Origin of the sequence: Catenulispora sp. MAP12-49 (assembly GCF_041262705.1) — a bacterium.
In the GTDB taxonomy this organism is placed as follows: domain Bacteria; phylum Actinomycetota; class Actinomycetes; order Streptomycetales; family Catenulisporaceae; genus Catenulispora.
This window is the reverse complement of the sequence record NZ_JBGCCP010000045.1, coordinates 1-18,571: the sequence shown is the minus strand read 5'-3', so window position 1 is coordinate 18,571 and position 18,571 is coordinate 1. Positions and strand designations below refer to the sequence as shown.

The 18,571-nt window shown below is 70.5% G+C and carries 13 protein-coding genes; 8 read left to right on the top strand and 5 right to left on the bottom strand.

Annotated elements, in window-relative coordinates:
• Positions 1–11 precede the first annotated feature (11 nt).
• Positions 12–344, top strand: a complete 333-nt coding sequence (locus ABIA35_RS43605) for a multiprotein-bridging factor 1 family protein (protein ID WP_370339759.1) — start codon at positions 12–14, stop codon at positions 342–344.
• Positions 345–386: 42 nt separating this feature from the next.
• On the opposite strand, the gene ABIA35_RS43600 is transcribed toward ABIA35_RS43605, so the two are convergent.
• The 4 genes from ABIA35_RS43600 to ABIA35_RS43585 form a co-directional block, all read right to left on the bottom strand.
• On the bottom strand, positions 387–2,336 hold the full coding sequence (locus ABIA35_RS43600) for a DUF2264 domain-containing protein (RefSeq protein ID WP_370361930.1): 1,950 nt from the start codon (positions 2,334–2,336) through the stop codon (positions 387–389).
• Between the two features lie 14 nt (positions 2,337–2,350).
• The gene (locus ABIA35_RS43595; protein ID WP_370339763.1) at positions 2,351–4,534 is read right to left on the bottom strand and encodes an ROK family protein; all 2,184 of its coding nucleotides are present in this window, start codon (positions 4,532–4,534) and stop codon (positions 2,351–2,353) included.
• Complete coding sequence (locus ABIA35_RS43590; protein ID WP_370361929.1) at positions 4,527–7,658, bottom strand: alpha-mannosidase; 3,132 nt, start codon at positions 7,656–7,658, stop codon at positions 4,527–4,529. Before ABIA35_RS43590 ends, ABIA35_RS43595 begins: the two co-directional genes overlap by 8 nt.
• A 62-nt stretch (positions 7,659–7,720) precedes the next feature.
• Positions 7,721–10,012, bottom strand: coding sequence for a glycoside hydrolase family 42 (locus ABIA35_RS43585; protein ID WP_370361928.1), 2,292 nt, complete (start codon positions 10,010–10,012; stop codon positions 7,721–7,723).
• A gap of 341 nt (positions 10,013–10,353) precedes the next feature.
• Here ABIA35_RS43585 and ABIA35_RS43580 point away from each other — a divergent pair, with 341 nt between their 5' ends.
• Genes ABIA35_RS43580 through ABIA35_RS43555 form a run of 6 tightly spaced genes read left to right on the top strand, consistent with a single transcriptional unit; the run spans position 10,354 to position 16,310 of the window.
• Entirely contained in the window at positions 10,354–11,724 is a 1,371-nt protein-coding gene (locus ABIA35_RS43580; protein ID WP_370361927.1) for an ABC transporter substrate-binding protein, read from the top strand.
• A gap of 3 nt (positions 11,725–11,727) precedes the next feature.
• Positions 11,728–12,627: a carbohydrate ABC transporter permease gene (locus tag ABIA35_RS43575; protein ID WP_370339771.1), complete on the top strand. Its 900-nt coding sequence runs from the start codon at positions 11,728–11,730 to the stop codon at positions 12,625–12,627.
• Complete coding sequence (locus ABIA35_RS43570) at positions 12,624–13,493, top strand: carbohydrate ABC transporter permease (RefSeq protein WP_370361925.1); 870 nt, start codon at positions 12,624–12,626, stop codon at positions 13,491–13,493. Before ABIA35_RS43575 ends, ABIA35_RS43570 begins: the two co-directional genes overlap by 4 nt.
• Positions 13,490–14,146 (top strand): ThuA domain-containing protein, encoded by a 657-nt coding sequence (locus ABIA35_RS43565; RefSeq protein ID WP_370361924.1) that lies wholly within the window; start codon positions 13,490–13,492, stop codon positions 14,144–14,146. Before ABIA35_RS43570 ends, ABIA35_RS43565 begins: the two co-directional genes overlap by 4 nt.
• Entirely contained in the window at positions 14,131–15,297 is a 1,167-nt protein-coding gene (locus ABIA35_RS43560; RefSeq protein ID WP_370361923.1) for a Gfo/Idh/MocA family protein, read from the top strand. The genes ABIA35_RS43565 and ABIA35_RS43560 overlap by 16 nt, the downstream gene beginning before the upstream one ends.
• A complete protein-coding gene (locus ABIA35_RS43555; RefSeq protein WP_370361922.1) occupies positions 15,294–16,310 on the top strand; it encodes a hydroxyacid dehydrogenase in 1,017 nt (338 codons plus the stop codon). Before ABIA35_RS43560 ends, ABIA35_RS43555 begins: the two co-directional genes overlap by 4 nt.
• A gap of 33 nt (positions 16,311–16,343) precedes the next feature.
• On the opposite strand, the gene ABIA35_RS43550 is transcribed toward ABIA35_RS43555, so the two are convergent.
• Positions 16,344–17,357 (bottom strand): zinc-binding dehydrogenase, encoded by a 1,014-nt coding sequence (locus tag ABIA35_RS43550; protein WP_370361921.1) that lies wholly within the window; start codon positions 17,355–17,357, stop codon positions 16,344–16,346.
• Positions 17,358–17,467: 110 nt separating this feature from the next.
• Here ABIA35_RS43550 and ABIA35_RS43545 point away from each other — a divergent pair, with 110 nt between their 5' ends.
• Positions 17,468–18,349 (top strand): LysR family transcriptional regulator, encoded by an 882-nt coding sequence (locus ABIA35_RS43545; protein ID WP_370339781.1) that lies wholly within the window; start codon positions 17,468–17,470, stop codon positions 18,347–18,349.
• The last annotated feature ends 222 nt before the right edge of the window (positions 18,350–18,571 follow it).

The following is an 18,571-nucleotide window of genomic DNA, read 5'->3' as shown; positions in this document are numbered from 1 at the left end:
AGGATGGGAGGGTGAGCGGGAAATACGATCGCCTGGCCGCGATGATCGTCAAGGCCCGGGAGGCGAGGGGCTGGAGCCGGTCCGACCTCGCCAATCTGGCGTACGTCACCGAGGTGGTGATCGCGCGGGTCGAGGCCGGCAACCCGCCCAACATGGTGGCGCTGAAGGCGGTCGAGCAGGCGCTGGGCTGGCTGCCCGGGATCTTCGACCTGGTGCTCGATCAGGAGGCGGACCCGGACGAGGACGAGGGCGTCCTCGCCGCCGACGGTGCCGACGACGACGAGGACGACGGGTCGGCGGAGCTGCGCGAGCTCACGGTGGACAGCAGTATCGACTGGGCCTGATCAGATCGGGACCAACCCGCACCCACCACTCAGCCCGGCCGTTCAGCCGAACAGTTCGCCGAGCACGAATTCGTCACGTCGGCCGTCGCCCCATGTTGCGACCAGACATTCGCCGGCCACTGCGACGGTGACTGGGATGGTGACGGGGACGGGGCCCGCCGGCGCGCTCCGCCCCAGCCAGTGCGCCGAGACGTAGACCGTCGGCAGTCCGGGCACCGGCTCGGCCGTGAGATACGGCGCGGCACTGTGCTCGCCGAGGGCGTTGGCGCCGTGGAAGCGGGCGATGCCGGAGCCGGTCCAGCCGTGCAGCGGTACGAGCCGGACCGCCACCTCGTCGCCGTGCACCGATGTCCCCTCCGCGACGGGTTCGGTGGCGCCCGCGACCGCGAACGATCCCTCGCGGACAGTCCAGCCGGGCGGCGCCGTCACCAGATGCGCACGCAGCTCAATACCCTGATGCAGCACCGACACCGACACCACCCGAGCCCCCGGCACATCGACGCCACCCATGCGCGGCCGGTACCACGACGCGGCCCAGCCCTCGCCGCCCGCGCTGCCCCGCACCCCCTCGCCGGTCGCGGTGCCCCGCAACCCCTCCCGGCGGGTCGCGCGCCCCCACTCGTCGACCAGCGCCACCCGCCCGTCCACCCCGGCGGTCCAGGCATCGCCGACGCCGGGCGCGGTGTGCGTGGAGGAGCCGATCGAGGCGTAATGCGGATCGCCGCTTCCGGTGTCCGGATCGACGACGTGGTCACTGGCGTGGTTCGCGATCTGCACCACGCCGTCGCCGGAACGGATCACCCAGCCGACGCCATGCAGAGTCCTGACACAGTCGCCGCGCTCCGAAGGCTGCGGCTCCTCGGCCTCGGTCCACAACGCGTGGTCGGCCGGGGCGGCCAGTCCCAGAAACCCCATCCCCGCGAAGTACGGCGAACCGGGACCGCTGTAGACCTGGCACATCGGCAGGAACTCCGCGGCGCCCCACCCCAACGACGGCGCGGCGCCGCCACCGCCGACCCCCGAATCCACCGTGAACCGCCGCAACACACCGCTGGCCAGCCGCCGCCTGGCCCCCGCCGTCTCACCCCCGACACCGGCCAGCGCCGCGGTCCACAACCCGGCCAGCATCGCCTGCCGATACGTCAGCGAACGCCCCTGAAACAGCGGCGATCCGTCGGCGGCGAACAGCAACGCGTACGAGTCGGCGAACTGGCCCAACCGCCCGAGGTACCGCTCCCGCCGCTCCGCAGGCTGCTCAGAAAGCTGATACCACTGCCACAGAAACGGGTGGATGACCCACGAGTTGTAGTGATCGACCCGGTTCCCGTGCCGCGTCGTCGGACTGACCGGCCCGTCGTTGAACCAGCCGTCCCCCAGATACCAGGACTCGAACAGGTCCACGTCCTCCTGGGCGTGCCCGCCCGGCACCTCGTACCCCGCCGACCGCAGGAACGCCTCGATGACCGCCGTGAACAACAGCCAGTTGTTGTCCGATCCGTGCTTGGCCGCGTGATGCGCCAGCCACTCGGCGGTCTGCTCGCGCAGCTTCTCGTCCAGCCGGTCCCACACCTGCGTGCGGCACACGGCCAGCCCGAAGGCGAGGTTCGCGGCCTCCACGATCGGCTGCGGGGTGCCGTTCCACTGCCGGATCTCGTCGACCCCGATCGCCCGGCCCCACCGGTCGGGCCCGTCGGGCGCCATCGCGGCGGCCAGGCCGCGCGCGTACCACCCCGCGTGGTCGTGCGGGTCGTCGAGCCGTCCGGCCAGCAGCGGCGCGGCTGTCAGGAAGCTGCGGGCGAAGCCCTCGATCCCGTCGCTCCGGATCCCGGCCGCCGACGGCCGGCCCGGCGGCGTGATCAGGCCGCCGCCGGGGGAGGCGTGGCGGCGGGCGGTCAGCAGCCAGTGGTCGGCCACCGCCTCCCAGTGCGCTCGCGTCCAGCCGGTGAAGGGGGACAGGACACGGTCTTCCGGCGGCAGGCGCGGGTCGTTCATGAGAGCGGTGGTCCTCAGGGCGTGCGGCGCAGCCGCGGGGTGAAGGTGGAGTGGAAGATGGTCGACGCGGCGCCGACCGCGACCGCCTCGCTGCTGTTCACCGAGCGCTCGACGCGGATGCGGCGCAGCCGGCGCGCGGTCGGGTAGGCGTTGACCGCGTGCTCGATCTCGGTGAGCCACACGTCCGCCACCTCTCCGGTGAAGAACGGCCCGCCGACCACCACCAGCCCGACGTCCAGCAGGTCGATCACCGACAGCACGCCCCGGCTGACGGCCTTCGCCGCCTGCTGCACGGTCAGCCGCGAGCGCTGCCGCCCGAGCGTGCGCGGCTGCTGGTCCGAGGGCGCGTGGCTCGGGGCGTAGCTCGGGGCGTAGCTCCCCGGGTTGCACTCCGGGAGGATCTCGGGCCGCCCCGACGCGTCGAACCGGCCCAGCGTGACCGCGCAGAGCTGGCCGAACTCGCCGGCGTTGGCCGTCAGCCCGCGGTACAGGTCGCCGTTGAGGAACAGCCCGGTCCCGACGCCGGTCCCCAGATACAGGTACACGAAATCGCAGGCCCGGCTGTCGCGCCCGATCCAGCGTTCGCCGACCGCCGCCGCCGAGCAGTCCTTCTCGATCACGATGCGGCAGGAGAAACGGCGTTCCAGCAAGGTGCGCAGCGGTACGTCCCGCAGCACCGACATCAGCGGCGGATCGAGCACCGTCCCGGAGACGGTGTCCACCGGACCGGGGGTGGCCACGCCGATGCCGAGGAAGCCCTCCTCCCACCGGCCGTGCCCGGCTTGTTCGAGCACTGTCTCGCCCAGATCGGCGATCTGCGTCACGACCGCGCCCGGCCGCGGGTCGGAGGTGATCGGCTCGGACCGCCTGGCGACGACCCGTCCGGACAGATCGACCAGGACCGCCGTGAGCACGTGCGGGTCGATGTGGATGCCCAGCGCGTGCGCGGCGCCGTCCCGCAGCCGCACCGGGCTGCTCGGCTTGCCCACGGCCGAATGCCGCTGCCGCTCCTCGACCAGCAGGCCGCGCTGGATCAGCGAGCGCGCGATCCGCGACACCGACTGCTGCGTCAGCCTCGTCCGCTCGGCGATCTCGCCGCGCGTGATCCGCCCGGCCAGCCGCACCGTCTCGATCACGACGCACTCGTTGAACGAGCCCAGGTCGATCTGGTTGGCCCCGCCGCCGGTCGCCGGACCCGAATGGCCCGGCGCGGGGAGCGGAAGCGTCGGCGGCGCGGCCGACGGTGCCGGCAGAGGTTCGCGGATCCACCGCACGCGGGCCGGATCCGGGCTGTCGACGTAGCGTGACAGAACCGAGGCCACGTCGAGCAGTACGCGCGTGGAGGACTCCGGATGCCGGGCGGCGTCCAGGGCTAAGACGGCGCGCGTGAACGACAGGCTGGTGGTCCGTTCCGGCGGTTGGTGGACTGTGATCCCCAGATGGGAGCAGCGTTCTGCGATCTGGATCTGTAACGGCCGTGTGGTCGAGGGCTCGGCGCGCAGGATTACGGCGTGCAGTTCCGGCAGCGGATGCGTTCGGCGTACCGCGTCCAGGAACGGGCCGACGGAGTCGAGTTCCGGGTTCGGACCGGAACCGGCTGTGGGCGCCGCCGCCTCAGTCTGCGCGGCGGCCGTCGCCTCGACGAGCGCGTTCCCGACAGCGGCCAGCGCGTACGGATCCACCGCCGGTTCGGCCGAGGGCGGCGGGACGCTGGCGACCGAGCGCCCCGCCAACACCAGCACCGTGCAGCCCGCGTCCAGATGCAGTCCGACCGGCCACAGGTCGCTGGGCTCCAGCGCGGGCACCACCGGGATCTGCGGGACGGTCAGCCGGCTCCCGGTCAGGTTCCAGCGGTGCCGCGTCTCGGCGACGACGGTGTGCGAACAGCCCAGGCGCCGGGCCACCATCCGCGAGGTCCTGGCGTCCGGCGTGGACGTCAGGATGCTCGCCACGATCTCGCCCTCGTCCACCGCCGACGGACGCCCGGTGCGGGCCCGGTCCAGCAGCCCGTCCAGGCCCTCGGCCGCGTATCGCTTGCGCCACGTGCTCACCGTCTGCCGCGAGACGCCCAGGCGCCGCGCGATGTCCGCGTTGCGCAGGCCCTCGGCGGCCAGCAGCACGATCGAAGCGCGCAGCGCCTGCTGGCCGTCGCCGTCGGCCCACCGGCGCAGCACCGAGTGCTCGGGCAGGTCACCCATCCGAATGACCGGGCGACAGGCGCAAGGTGACGATCTGGAAGGGACGCAGCGTCAACTCCAGCGGGATCGCCAGCGGGGTCTCCGGCCGTTCCAGCAGATCGGTCACCGCCGCCCCGGCCACCGGGAAGCCGACGTCGATCCGGGTCGACGCCCGGCCGCCCCGGGACTCGTAGAGCCGGACCACCACGTCGCCGGAACGGTCGTCGGCGAGCTTGACGCACTCCACGACCACATCGGGGTTGTCGACCGTCACCAAAGGCTCGCCGGCGCCGCCGCCCGCCGGAACCGCCCGCAACGGCAGGTTCAGCGCGTGCGCCCCGGCCAAAGCCGCGCGGGTGTCGGCGCCGGGCACGACGGCGTAGGCGAACCGGTGCCGCCCCAGATCGGCCTGCGGATCCGGCGAGTTCGGCGCGCGCAACAGGGTCAGCCGCACTGTCGTGGTGCTTCCCCCCTCCGGCCGGGTCAGACGCGAAGCATCGTAGCCGTACGTCGAATCGGTGATCAGCGCCGTGCCCCAGCCGTGCTCCCCGACGTGGATCCACCGGTGCGCCCACACCTCGAAGCGCGCCGCGTCCCACGAGGTGTTCTCGTGCGTGGGGCGGGTGACGTGGCCGAACTGGATCTCGGCCGCGGTGTGCTCGGCGTGCACGTCCAACTCCCACGCGGACTTCAGCACCGCGTCCCGCTCGCGCCAGTCGATGTCGGTGACGACGTCGAGCCGGTGCGCCCCGGCACCGAGCCGGATGTCCTGCACGATGGCGGACTCCCCGAACGACCGCTCGACGCGCACCGTCGCCAGCAGCGGTCCCTCGTCGAGCAGCGTGACCGTCGCCGGGGCGCCGTTCTCCTCGGTCAAGTCTGTCCGGACGTTGCGATAGTGCCGCTCCAGGTTCCACGCCGGCCACAGGTTCGGCTGGTCGCGGTGCAGCTGCAGCAGGTTGCCCGCGCCGCCCGGCGCGATGGCGTCGCGCCCGAGGGCGAGGTCGCGGACGGAGCGCAGCACGCCGTCGGCGTCGAGGTGCGCCTCGATGAGGCCGTTGGCCAGGATGTAGCCGCCGTCGGCGCCGGCGGCGACGGTGACCGGCGCGAGATCGGCGAGGTCAGGCAGCAGACCGCCGGCACCGAGCGCCGGGACGTCGGCGAGAGCGGCGAACCGGCCATCGGCCAGAACCTGGGAAGCCACCTCGGTGGACGGCGCGCAAGCCAGTACGACCGCCTCGCGGCGAGCATGGGCCGCCGCATTGAGCACGGCAGTCGAATCACCCGCGGTGAGAGCTTCGGAAGCCTTCGCGATCACCGCCTCCAGCCGCTCGTGGATCCGGCCGTAGACGGCTTCGGCCTCCCGGTGCACCCAGGCGATCGACGTCCCGGGCAGGATGTCATGGAACTGATGCAGCAGCACCTGCTGCCACAGATCGTCCAGTTCCTCGTGCGGATAAGCCGCTCCGGCCCGCACCGCGGCCGTCGCCGACCACAGCTCCGCCTCCCGCAGCAGCGCCTCCGAGCGCCGGTTGCCGCGCTTGGTGCGCGCCTGGCTGGTGTACGTGCCGCGGTGGTACTCCAGGTACAGCTCGCCGCGCCACACCGGGGCGTCCGGGTACTCCGCGGCGGCCTCCTGGAAGAACGCCGACGGGTTCCGCACCTCCACCCGCGGCGACCCCTCCAGGTCGCGCAGCCGGCGGGCGCGCTCGAGCATCTCGCGGGTGGGGCCGCCGCCGCCGTCGCCGTGGCCGAAGGGGGCCAGCGACACGGTCGCGGCGCCCTTGTCCCGGAAGTTGGCCTGCGCGTGCGCCAGTTCGCGGCCGGTGAGTTGGGCGTTGTAGCTGTCGATCGGGGGGAAGTGGGTCAGGATCCTGGTTCCGTCGATGCCCTCCCAGGCGAAGGTGTGGTGCGGCAGCTCGTTGGTCTCGCTCCAGTGCAGCTTCTGCGACAGGAACCACTTGGCGCCGGCGAGGCGGGCCAGCTGCGGGTAGGCGGCGGTGTAGCCGAAGGAGTCCGGCAGCCAGACGCCGTCCTGCTCGATGCCGAACTCCTCGGCGAAGAACCGGCGTCCGTACACCAGCTGGCGGGCCAGCGCCTCGCCGCCGGGCATGTTCCCGTCGGCCTCCACCCACATGCCGCCGACCGGGACGAACGTGCCCTCGCCGACGGCCTTGCGGATGCGCTCGAACAGCTCGGGCCGGGACTGCTTGACCCAGGCGTACTGCTGCGCCGAGGAGCAGGCGAAGATCAGCTCGGGGTATTCCTCGGCGAGTGACAGCACATTGCTGAAGGTGCGGACGCACTTGCGCATCGTCTCGCGCTGCGGCCACAGCCACGCCGAGTCGATGTGCGCGTGGCCGACACCGCTGATCTTGTGCGCCGAGGCATACGCGGGCCGGGCCAGGACCTCGACGAGTTCGCCGCGCGCGTCGGCGGCCGTGCCGGACACGTCGCGCGGATCCGTGGCGTCCGCGGCCCGGACCAGGGCCCGCATGATCTCGTGGCGGCGCGGGCTGTCCGGCGGCAGCTCGCGCATCAGCTCGTCGAGCACCTCCACGTCGTGGATCAGGTGCCAGACCTCCTCGTCGCGCACCGCGAGGTCGGCGGAGACCAGCGTGTACAGCGGGTCCTCGCCGGCCGTGGCGCGGTCGCCGAAGTGGGTGTGGCGGCCGTGCGCGCTCTCGATGCCGGGATTGGCGGCGGCCTCGACGAGGAACTCGACGCTCGCGCCGGCCTCGGCGCTCGTGCTGACCAACACGTCGCGGTTCATCGGGTGCAGGCCGTGCAGCGCGCGGCCGTCGGGGGTGTGGACCAGGCCCTCGGCCTGGCCGCCGGGTCCCCGGTTCGGGTCGAATCCGAGGTCGAACACGGCCTCCACGCGCCGTCCGGCCCATTCAGCCGGAACGGTGCCTTCGATCCGGAACCAGGTGGTGGACCAGGGACCGCCCCACGTCTCGCCGATCGCGAACGGCCGGTAGTCGGCCGGCGGGACGGCGAGCGCCTCGGCCACCGGCACGGGTTCGCCGGGGACGTGCCAGGCGCTGACGGTCAGCGCGGTGCGCTCGGGGTGCAGAGCGGGATGGAGGACGTGGCTGAGATACCGCGTGATGCGGTCTTCCACCAGTTTGCGGTCGTCGTGCACGGTGGGGCGGTCCCTTCGAAGCGGTGGTGCGGAAGTGCGTCAGGTGCGTCAGGCCCGGTGCGTCAGCCGGCCGTGGACAAAGTCACGCTGCTGACATACAGGGGCTTGGTCGGGTCGGTGACCGCCAGGCGCAGGTCGGCCGACAGGTTCTGCAACTCGGCGAACTGCACGTTGGTCAGCGTCACCGTCGCGGTCTGCCAGCTGCCGGTGCCGCTGCCGGCCACGGTCGGCCCGCCGAAGTACGGGGCGCCGGGGGAGTCGTACTGCACCTGGAATCCCTGACCGGCGACCGACCAGTAGGTGACGTTCGCCGTCACCGTCGAGGCCTTGGCGACCTGGCTGGACGGATCGAGCTGCAGGTAGACGTTGGCCGGCGTGACGCCGCTCTGCGCGGAGGTCCAGGTCTCATAAGCGGTCTGGCCGTCCTGCGTCACCTGGGTGAGGTTGCCGTCGCCGCCCAGGCCGGTCGCGCCGACCGACAGGAACAGCAGGCCGCCGCCGCCCTGCCCGGCGGTGCCGGTGACGGACGTCGCGCCGCCGCTGGACGACGGGCACTGGTCCGGGACCGGGGTGCCGGCCGGCGCCGCGCCCGGCAGCATCGACCACTGGTCGAGCTGCGCCGACTTCATCGCGACCGGAACGCACAGGCTGCCGTCGGCCAGCACCTTCTGCGCCGGAGCCTGGCCGGTCAGCGCGTCCACCACGTGGTAGGTGCCGGCGACGAGGTTCAGACCCTTCGGGTGCAGGGTGACCGAGCCGGTGTAGCCGAAGCTCGGGCTCACCTCGCCCAGCGTGATCTGGGCACTGCGATGGTCCGCGGCGGTGGCCGGGACGACCTGGAGCGCGTGCTGGCTGGTGAGGTCGGCGTAGGCCGGCGCGTAGGAGGCGAGCTGGGATCCGTTGCTGAGTACCGTTCCGCCTGCCTTCTGGTACGCGGCGATGTTCGCGTCGGAGCCGTTCATCGGCAGCACGGCGCGGTAGTGCGACAGGCTGTCGGCGTGGTTGGCGATCTCCTCGCTGGTGACCACGGAGGAGCCGGCCTGGTAGCCGTCCCACAGAGCGGTCATGTCGTTCTCGACGTTGTTCAGGCTGCCGCCGCTGTCGTTGCCGCGGGCCTGCGAGTAGTCGATGTAGACCGCCACCGGCTGCGTCGGGAACGAGCCGGACAGCTTCTTCAGCTGCGGCAGCCAGGAGGTGTAGATCGGGTAGCCGATCACGTCCTTGCTGGTGCCGTCGTGGATGAAGAAGTCCTCGCCGCCGCCGTACGGCAGCGTCATCGCGTACATCGACAGCCAGTTCGTGGCCTCGGCGGGGATCTGGTCGTCGGTGCCGAACACGGTCCACTCCTGCGCGACCGGGACGTGGTACGCCCGGCCCAGGCTGCCGAACAGCAGGCTCAGGCCCGCGGAGTTGGCGGCGTCCTCCACGACCGTGGCGTGGTACTTCCTGGCCAGGTTGAAGAAGATGTCGGGCAGGTTGCCCAGCTGCGGGGCGTTGGCGATGTGCCCGCCGAAGTAGTAGAACAGCGGCCCGTCGCTGACCTTGCGCACGGCCGCGGTGAGGCGGTCGTACGTGTCCTGCACACTCCACTGGCGGAAGGCCTGGTAGACGCTGTCCAGAGGGGCGCCGGGGAGCGCGGCCGGCACCTGGCTGAACGACGTGTACGTGGTCCCGTACTTGGTGTTGAAGGCATTGATGGTCTTGTAGGTGGCCGGCAGCCAGGTGTTCTGGAAGTACGCGATGTCCGCCGGCGCCCAGCCGCCCACGCCGGGACCGTCCAGCCACTGGGCGTCCAGGTGGCCGTAGTCCATGAACGAGCCGCCATAGGCCGGGTTGTGCGTGATGTGCGCGACCGTGGCGGTGACGTAGGCGAAGTAGTCGTTCTGCTCGGTCTGGTCCCACCAGGCCAGGGCGACGCCGGTGGCGCCGGTGCTGGTCACCTCGTGGTCCGTCTCGAACGTCGCCGGGCTGCCGCCCCAGCCGGACTGCCAGAAGATCGGCACCAGCTTCACGCCGGCGGCCTTGGCGTTGGCGAGTTCGGTGTCCAGCTCGGAGAAGTCGAAGGTGCCGCGCGCCGGCTCCAGCTTGGACCACGGCATGTTGAGCTCGGCGCGGTCGATGCCCTTGGCCTTGACGGCGGTGAAGTCCGCCGTGGACCACGGTGTTCCGTTGTTGTCGAACTGGAACTGCGAGGCCCAGTAGTCGGAAGTGGGGGTGGCGTGTGTTGTCGTTGCCGTTCGCGGTGCCGTTGCGTGTGCTGGTGCGGGGTCGGCGGTCGCATATTGCGCGACGAACACACTGGCGGCGAGGCCGCACAGCAGCGGAATCGCTCCGCGTCGAACCGTGCGCAGCATCAGTTCCCCCTTCAGGGGTTTGCAGATGGCGGGTGGTTTGGTTTCCTCCAGGACACGCGCCGTCGGCGACGTGAGGGGTATGTAACTCCAAGAGTGTTAGTCCGACAAGGCTTCTCACTGAAGCCCCGTTGTGAACCGCGCTGATCTGCACAGATGCCAGTTGAAGATCATTGCTTTAGCGGTTTTCCTTGTCAGAGAAGTCTTTTGACGCCGACAAACCTTGACCCCGCCGCCGATCCGCTCCGATACTTCGGGACACCTCCAGGACTTCGTCACACCGCTGTGAACGCGGTGTGAAGCCCGTCGGCCGTGACCTCCCAACTCTTCTTCGAGGAGCCGTCATGGCCAGAACAACACCTTTGCAATCAGTGGGTTTCCGCCGTGCTTTCGCGGCGCTCGCCGCCGTGCCGCTCGCCGCAGGTCTGGCCGCCTGTGGCAGCAGCAGCGGAAGCGGTTCGGGCTCGTCGCAGACGCTGACCATCGCGATGTGGACGAACCCGGCCGCGGTCGCCCAGACCGAGAAGGTGAACGCCGAGTTCGAGAAGCAGCACCCCGGCGTCAAGATCAAGATGCAGACCGCGCCGACGGCCGGCAACGCGTGGCCGACGCTGTGGCAGAGCCTGGTCTCGGCCAAGAGCGTGGACGTGCTCGCGCAGTTCCCGCCGACCCCGCACGCCTATCCGCCGGCCTCGACCGGCATCATCCCGCAGGGCACCCCGGCGCTGATCCAGTCCGGCCAGTTCGTGGACCTGTCGAACCAGCCGTTCATGAAGCGCTTCGACCCGGCCGCGCAGAAGTACGCCATGGGCTACAACAACGGCACCTACGGCGTGATGACGGCTGAATACGTCAACAACTCCGGCATGTTCTACAAGAAGGACCTGCTGACCAAGTACGGCCTGTCGGTCCCGACGACCTACAGCGAGTTCATCAACGACATGGACGTCCTGAAGTCGAAGGGCATCACGCCGCTGTATGTGGCCGGTAAGGACGGCTACCAGAGCATCGCGTGGTTCGGCATCATGAACCAGCTGCTGATGCAGGACAAGCCGAGCACCGACGCCCCGGCGGTGTGGGAGAAGCGCGCGCAGGACTTCTGGAACGGTGCCCAGAGCTGGACCGATCCGGTCTACGCCGACACCGCGAACCGGTACGAGAAGGTCCTGTCCTACATGGAGCCGAACGCCGCGGGTGTGCCTGCGCAGTCGGCTCCGGGAGTCTGGGCCGCCAAGACCAACGACTTCCCGTTCTTCTTCGACGGCTCCTACGACGGCAACACCATCGCACAGTCCAACCCGGGCCTGAACTTCGGCTTCATGGCGCTGCCCGGCGCCGACGACGCCGCCGCGAACCGCGCCGTCCTGGCGCCGGACCTGTCCTGGGTGGTCCCGACCTGGTCCAAGCATCAGCAGCTGGCGATGGAGTGGCTGGACCTGTTCACCCAGCCGGACAACTACGCGGCGTGGCTGAAGGCCACCGGATCGATCTCCACCGAGCCGGCGGTGCCGACGCCCGCGCTGTCCTGGACCGACTGGCTGTCCACGCACGCCTCGCAGGGCTTCGTCAACGCCGAGCAGCCCTGGACGTCGACCAAGTTCCCGACGGCGGCCGGCGACCAGGACCGGACCAAGATGCAGCCGTTCGGTTCGCAGACCCCGGCCCAGGCGCTCAAGGAATCGGCGGACGCTTACAAGTCGGCAGTGGGGCACTGACCTGTGAGCACCATCCCCTTCGGCACAAAGCGGACACGGCGGTGGCTGCCCTGGGCCTCCATCGCCGTGCCCTCCATCGGCTGGCTGGTCTTCGGGTTGTTCCCGTCGGTGTCGACGGTCTTCTTCTCCTTCACCGAGTACTCCGGCTTCCCGGGCACCCCGCTGCACTTCTGCGGGTTGTGCAACTACAGCAACGCGTTCAACAGCTCCTGGTCCGACTTCTCGGCCTCGGTGGTCGTGACGCTCAAGTACGTGGCCGGGGTCACGGTCCTGCAGATCGCGATCGGCCTTGGACTCGCGCTGCTGCTGCGCCACCGACGGCACGGATTCGGGCTCTACCGCGCCCTGATCTTCATGCCGCAGGTCTTCTCCGTGACCATCGTGGGCGTGCTGTTCTCGCTGGTCTTCGACCCGCAGAACGGCCCGGCCGAGCCGGTGTACCACGGGCTGTTCGGCTCGACGAGCGCCTTCCTGGGCGACCAGAGCTGGGCCCTGTGGCTGGTCATCATGATCAACGTCTGGATGTTCAGCGGCTACACGATGCTGGTCTACATCGCCGCGCTGCGGCGGATCCCGCCGGAGCTGTACGAGGCCGCCTCGCTCGACGGCGCCGGGCGCCTGCGGACGTTCCGCCACATCACCTGGCCGCTGCTGGCGAACGCCACCACGGTGAACGTCTTCCTGACCGCGATGGGGTGCGTCGGCGAGTTCGCGCTCATCAGGGTCCTGACGGACGGCCACTACGGCACCAAGACGCTCGGCATGTACATGTTCGACACCGCGTTCGGCGTGAACCCGTCGCTGGGCTACGGCTCGATGCTGGCGGTGGCGCAGTTCGTGATCACCCTGGTGATCGGCAGCGCTCTGCTGGTCTTCCTGCGCCGGCGGGAGGTGACGCTGTGAGCCTGCGACTGCGCGAGATGACACGCACCGGCGGGCTGCAACTGGTCTGCCTGGTCATCTCGGTCGGATTCTTCGCCCTGCCGCTGGTCTACCTGGCGCTGCAGGCGTTCAAGACCAACAACGAGTTCCTGAACGACCCGACCGGGCTGCCGCACTCGTGGACGTTCTCCAACTTCAGCGACGCCTGGAGCCAGGGCGACTTCTCGAACGAGATGGTGAACAGCCTGCTGTACGCCGTCATCCCCGACATCATCACCCTGATTCTCGGTGTGTTCCTGGCCTTCCCGATCTCCCGCGGCTGGTTCAAGCACTCCAACCTGCTGTACGGCTTCTTCGTGTTCTCCGGGTTCCTGCCGGCCGGCCTGATCCCGCTGTTCATCGAGGCCCAGAAGATCGGCACCTACAACAGCCGGATCGGCTACCTGATCATGACCTCGCTGACCGGCGCGGGGTTCTTCTTCTTCGTCGGGTACATCAAGACCATCCCGCGCGAGATGGACGAGGCCGCCGCTTTGGACGGCTGCGGGTACATCCGCTACATCTTCACGATGGTCGTCCCGCAGATGAAGCCGGCGCTGGCCACCTTCGGCATCTTCGGCTTCGTCGCCGGCTGGAACAACCTGATCCTGCCCCTGGTCATGCTCAACGACCAGAGCCTGTGGCCGGTGACCCGCGGCCTGTTCTCGTTCTTCGGGCAGTACTCCTCGCAGTGGCCGCTGGTCGCGGCGGCGACGATCATCGTGGCGCTGCCGATCCTGGCCGTCTTCGCGCTCCTGCAACGCAACCTGGTCGAGGGCGTCGCCGGCGGTGCGGCGGCCGGCAGTGGAGGCGTGGCAGTGACACAGAACCCGGAGGAGATCTCATGACTTCACAGACCAAGCACGCTTTGGTGGTCCGGGGCGGCTGGGACGGCCACGTCCCGGTCCCCACGAGCGACAAGTACGCGGCCGTCCTCAAGGACGACGGTTACGACGTCACGGTTTCCGACACCCTGGACAGCTACCTCGACGAGGACCTGTTGGCCGGCACCGATCTGATCGTCCAGTGCTGGACCATGGGCCAGATCAGCGGTGACCAGGTCAGTGGTCTGATCAATGCGGTGCGAGCCGGGACGGGGTTCGCCGGCTGGCACGGCGGCGTCATCGATGCCTTCCGGAGCGAGACCCGTTATCAGCTCATGACCGGCGGGCAGTTCGTGCACCACCCGCGGGAGTTCACCACCTACGAGGTACGGACCGTCGCCGAACACCCGATCATGACCGGGATCGAGCGGTTCACCGTGACCACCGAGCAGTACTACCTGCACATGGATCCGCAGGTCGAGGTCCTGGCGGTCACCGACTACGCCGAGGACCCGGACACCCACGAGCTCGCCGGTGCCGTCGTGCCGATCACCTGGACCCGGGAGTGGGGAGCCGGCCGGGTCTTCGTCACCGCGGTCGGCCACCGGATGGCCGACGTGGAAGTACCCGAAGTCGATGCGATGATCAGGAGGGGAATGGCATGGGCGACACGATGACACCGACGACACCGACGACATCGGCGACATCGGCGACACCGGCGCTGCGCGTCGGCGTGGTCGGTGCGGGCAACATCAGCGGCCAGTACTTCGAGGCGGTGCCGCGATTGCCGAACCTGCGCATCACGGCGGTCGCCGACCTGGACGCGGACCGCGCCGCTGCGGCCGCGTCCCGGATCCCCGGGGCACGCGCCGCCAAGCCGAACGAGCTGTACACGGCCGAGGACGTCGACCTCGTCCTGAACCTGACCATCCCGGCCGCGCACGCCGAGGTCGCGCACGCCGCGATCGCCGGCGGCAAGCACGTCTACGGCGAGAAGCCGCTCGCGGCCACCACCGCCGAGGCCCGCTCGGTGCTGGAAGCGGCCGAGCGCGCCGGGGTGCGCGTCGGCTGCGCGCCGGACACCGTGCTCGGCACCGGGATCCAGACGGCGCGGGCCGTCCTGGACGCCGGGGACGTCGGCGTCCCGGTGGCCGCGACCGCGTTCATGGTCACGCCGGGCCACGAACGCTGGCATCCGGCCCCGGAGTTCTACTACCGCCCCGGTGGGGGTCCGCTCCTGGACATGGGCCCGTACTACCTCACGGCGCTGGTCACGCTGCTCGGCCCGGTGAAGCGCGTGGTGGGGATGAGCTCCACTCCGCGCCCCACACGGGTCATCGGCAGCGGACCCCGGGCCGGCACCGAGTTCGCGGTGGAGGTGGAGACACATGTCACCGGCGTGCTGGAGCACGAGGACGGCGCGCTGTCCACGCTGCTGATGAGCTTCGATGTGTGGGCCGGGCAGCTGCCGCGGATCGAGGTCTACGGGTCCGGGGGATCGCTGGAGGTGCCCGATCCCAACGGGTTCGACGGGGAGGTGCGCATTTTCCGAGCCGAGGCCAAGGAGTGGGAACAGGTCCCCGAGCGCGGCGGATACCGCGACGCCTCACGCGGTTACGGCGTCTCGGACCTGGCACGGGCGCTCGGCGAGGGGGTTCCGCACCGGGCGAACGGTCAGCTGGCCTACCACGTGCTGGACGTCATGGAATCGCTGCTCGCCGCCGCGAAGAGCGGGGACTCGGTGCGGATCGGCAGCACCTGCGAGCGTCCCGCGGCGGTTCCGGCCGGGGCCCGGCCCGAGGATCAGGAGCAGGAGAAGGAGCTTTGACCGCGCGCCCCACGACGCTGTTCGCCATGCTCCACGAGAACCTGCCCCGGCTGTTCTCGCCCCAGGCCATGGACCGGCTGCGCGAGCTGACCGAGATCGACGCCTGTCTGGTGGTCGACGACTTCCGGCAGCCCGAGGCGGCGCGTGCGCTGGCCTCGGCCGAGGTCCTGATCACCGGCTGGGGCGCGCCGCCGATCGGGCAGAGCGTGCTGGACGGCGCACCGCGGTTGCGCGCCATCCTGCACGCGGCCGGGACGGTGCGCGGCTACGTCACGGACGCGTGCTGGGAGCGCGGGCTGCTGGTGTCCTCGGCGGCGGAGGCCAACGCGATCCCGGTCGCCGAGTACACGCTGGCCGCGATCCTGTTGGCGGGCAAGAACGCCTTCGTGCTGCGCGAGTCGTTCACCGGCTCGCGCGGCGCGCCCGATCCCGATCGGGAACGGCGGCGGGACACGCTCGGCAACCACCGCCGGCGGGTCGGCGTCATCGGCGCCTCGCGGGTCGGGCGGCGGTTGCTGGAGTTGTTGCGGCCGCTGGACTTCGAGGTCTTCCTGAGCGATCCCTACGTCGGGCCGACCGAGGCCGCCGAGCTCGGCGCCGTGCTGCTGTCGCTGGACGATCTCCTGCGCAGCAGCGACGTCGTCACGGTGCACGCGCCGGACCTGCCGGCCACTCGCGGGATGCTCGACCGGCGCCGGCTCGCGCTGATCCCCGACGGCGCGACCCTGATCAACACGGCACGGGGCGCGTTGATCGAGGCCGAGGCGCTGACCGCCGAGCTGGTCTCCGGCCGGCTCAGCGCGGTCCTGGACGTCACCGATCCCGAGCCGCTGCCTGCGGATTCGCCGCTGTACGGGCTTGCGAACGTCTTCCTCACCCCGCACATCGCCGGTTCCGTCGGCAACGAGCTGTCGCGGATCGGCGATGCGGTGGTGGACGAGGTCGAGCGGCTGGTGAGCGGATTTCCGTTGCGGCATCAGGTGGTGCGGTCGGATCTGGAGCGGGTGGCCTGAGCCTCATCCCACTCTGAATCAGCCCACTTTGAATCAGTCCTCTTCGAAGGTGACGACCATCTTCCCGGTGTTGCCGCCGCCGAGCATGGACACGAAGGCGTCGACCGTGTTGGCGAAGCCGTGCACCACGGTCTCGTCGACCGGTACGGCGCCGGAGACGATGTGCGGGATCAGGAAATCCTCGAACTCCTCGCGGGCGTCGAGGTGGTCGCGCACCAGGAACCCCTCCAGGCGCAGCGCGTTGCCGACGATGTCGTAGAGGTTGGCCGGCGCGGCGGGCGGGTTGTCCAGGTCGTCGTACTGCGCGACGGCGCCGCACCAGGCGATGCGTCCGTGGTGTCGCAGGACGCTGATGGCGGCCTCCAGGTGCGTGCCTCCGACGTTGTCGAAGTAGACGTCGATGCCGTGCGGCGCGGCGGCGCTGAGCTGGTCGGCCAGTGGCGTCGCGGACCGGTAGTCCACGGCGGCGTCGAAGCCGACGTGCTCGACCAGGTGCTTCGCCTTCGCCGGGGAGCCGGTGCTGCCGATGAGCCGGCCGGCGCCCAGCACCCGGGCGATGCGCGCGGCCGCCGTCCCGACACCGCCGCCGGCGGCCGAGATGAACAGGTCCTCGCCGGGCTGGAGCTTCGCGATCCGCTTCAGCCCGACGTAGGCGGTCAGGCCGGTGCCGCCGAGGATGCCGAGGTAGGCGGTGAGCGGGACGCCTTCGGGGACGGTCAGGACCCTGATGTCGGCCGCGGTGACGACCGCGTGCGTGGCCCAGCTGTGCCGGTGGAAGACGACGCTGCCCTCGGCGACCCCCGGGTCCTTCGAGGCCAGGACCCGGCCCAGCACCCGGCCCTCGAGCCCGAAGCCCTTCTCCCAGTCGCCCCAGTGCATCGCCTCGCGCATGTACGGGTCGACAGACTGGGCCAGGTTCCGCACCAGGATCCGGCCCGGCGCGAGGTCCGGGATCGGCCCGGAGACGAACTCGAAATCGGCGGCCGCGGGGCGGCCCTGCGGGCGGCGGGCTTGGCGGATGGCTTGGTAGGTCGCGTTGACTGGCATGGCCATGACAGTAGGGAACCGTGCAGCTCAGAAGCAGATGCGCGCGTTTGTGGATAACCCGTTTCCATGAGCGGCTTTCATGATCGCGTAGCTCGGTTTACAGTGATCGCATGACCGACCTCGCTCCCTCGGAGCTGCGCCTGCTGGTCGCCGTGGCGCGCATGGGGAGCTTCACCGCCGCCGCGGAGGTCAGCGGGACGTCGCAGTCCGCGGTGTCGCACGCGATCCGCGGCGTGGAGCGCAAGGTCGGAGCCGTGCTGTTCGAGCGCGGCCGCGCCGGTGCGCGGCCGACCCCGGCGGGGGAGCGGGCCGTGGTGCGGGCCCGGCAGGTGCTGCGCCAGCTGGAGCTTCTGGGCGCCGAGGCGCGCGGCGCGGAGGAGGGCACGGTCAGCGGCACGCTGCGGGTCGCGGCGTTCCGCAGCGCCGCGGCGGTACTGCTGCCGCCGGCGATCATCGGGCTCGGCGCACGGTATCCGGGCGTCACGCCGCGCGTGCTGGTCGTGCCCGAACTCGGCGCGGGCACCGTCGGCGAGGTCGAGGAAGGCCGCGCGGACCTGGCCATCGCCACCCTCGACGAAGACACCGCAGCCCCCGACGGCCTGGTGGTCGGCGAGCTGCTGCGCGAGCCCTATGTGCTGGCCTACCCCGCCACGCGCAGAAAACCGCAGGGCCTGCCGCTGATCGACTGGCCGGAGAACTGCTCCTCGTACACCCGCGACTGGTGGCGCACCCAGGACTTCCTGCCCAAAGCGACGCTGGAGGTCGCCGACGACGGCGTGGTCCTGTCGATGATCGCGCAAGGCGTCGGCATGGCGATCCTGCCCCGCCTGACCGTCACCGGCCCGGTCGCCGGCGTGACGGTGGAGAGCCTCGGCCCCCACGCCCCGACGCGCCGCATCGTCAGCGTGGCCACGCGCGCCGACGCGAAGGCCGCGGCACCGCGCGAACTGGTGCGGCTGCTGCGCGGGGTCGCGCGGGAGATGCTGGCCTAAGTCGTCGGCGCTCGTCCTCCGCGCGGTTTTTCGGCGCCCCTGACTTTTGTGTGTGTGGGTGGGTGTGGCTGGTTGCGGTTTGTTGGTGGGTTGACAGTCACAGGCGTTTGTTGACGGCTTCGCGCAGGGTTTGCGGGATCCGTTGATCCTGTTGCCCATTGTGTTGTTGGGGTGGTGTGGGTGTGAGGGTGCTGTCAGGCTTGATGGTGCGGCCGGTTTCTT

Bases quoted from the DNA above. Each gene is read 5' to 3' on its own strand.
- ABIA35_RS43600 (WP_370361930.1), bottom strand. From the start codon at position 2,336: ATGAACGACCCGCGCCTGCCGCCGGAAGACCGTGTCCTGTCCCCCTTC.
- ABIA35_RS43595 (WP_370339763.1), bottom strand. From the start codon at position 4,534: ATGGGTGACCTGCCCGAGCACTCGGTGCTGCGCCGGTGGGCCGACGGC.
- ABIA35_RS43585 (WP_370361928.1), bottom strand. From the start codon at position 10,012: ATGCTGCGCACGGTTCGACGCGGAGCGATTCCGCTGCTGTGCGGCCTC.
- ABIA35_RS43580 (WP_370361927.1), top strand. From the start codon at position 10,354: ATGGCCAGAACAACACCTTTGCAATCAGTGGGTTTCCGCCGTGCTTTC.
- ABIA35_RS43565 (WP_370361924.1), top strand. From the start codon at position 13,490: ATGACTTCACAGACCAAGCACGCTTTGGTGGTCCGGGGCGGCTGGGAC.
- ABIA35_RS43560 (WP_370361923.1), top strand. From the start codon at position 14,131: ATGGGCGACACGATGACACCGACGACACCGACGACATCGGCGACATCG.
- ABIA35_RS43550 (WP_370361921.1), bottom strand. From the start codon at position 17,357: ATGCCAGTCAACGCGACCTACCAAGCCATCCGCCAAGCCCGCCGCCCG.
- ABIA35_RS43545 (WP_370339781.1), top strand. From the start codon at position 17,468: ATGACCGACCTCGCTCCCTCGGAGCTGCGCCTGCTGGTCGCCGTGGCG.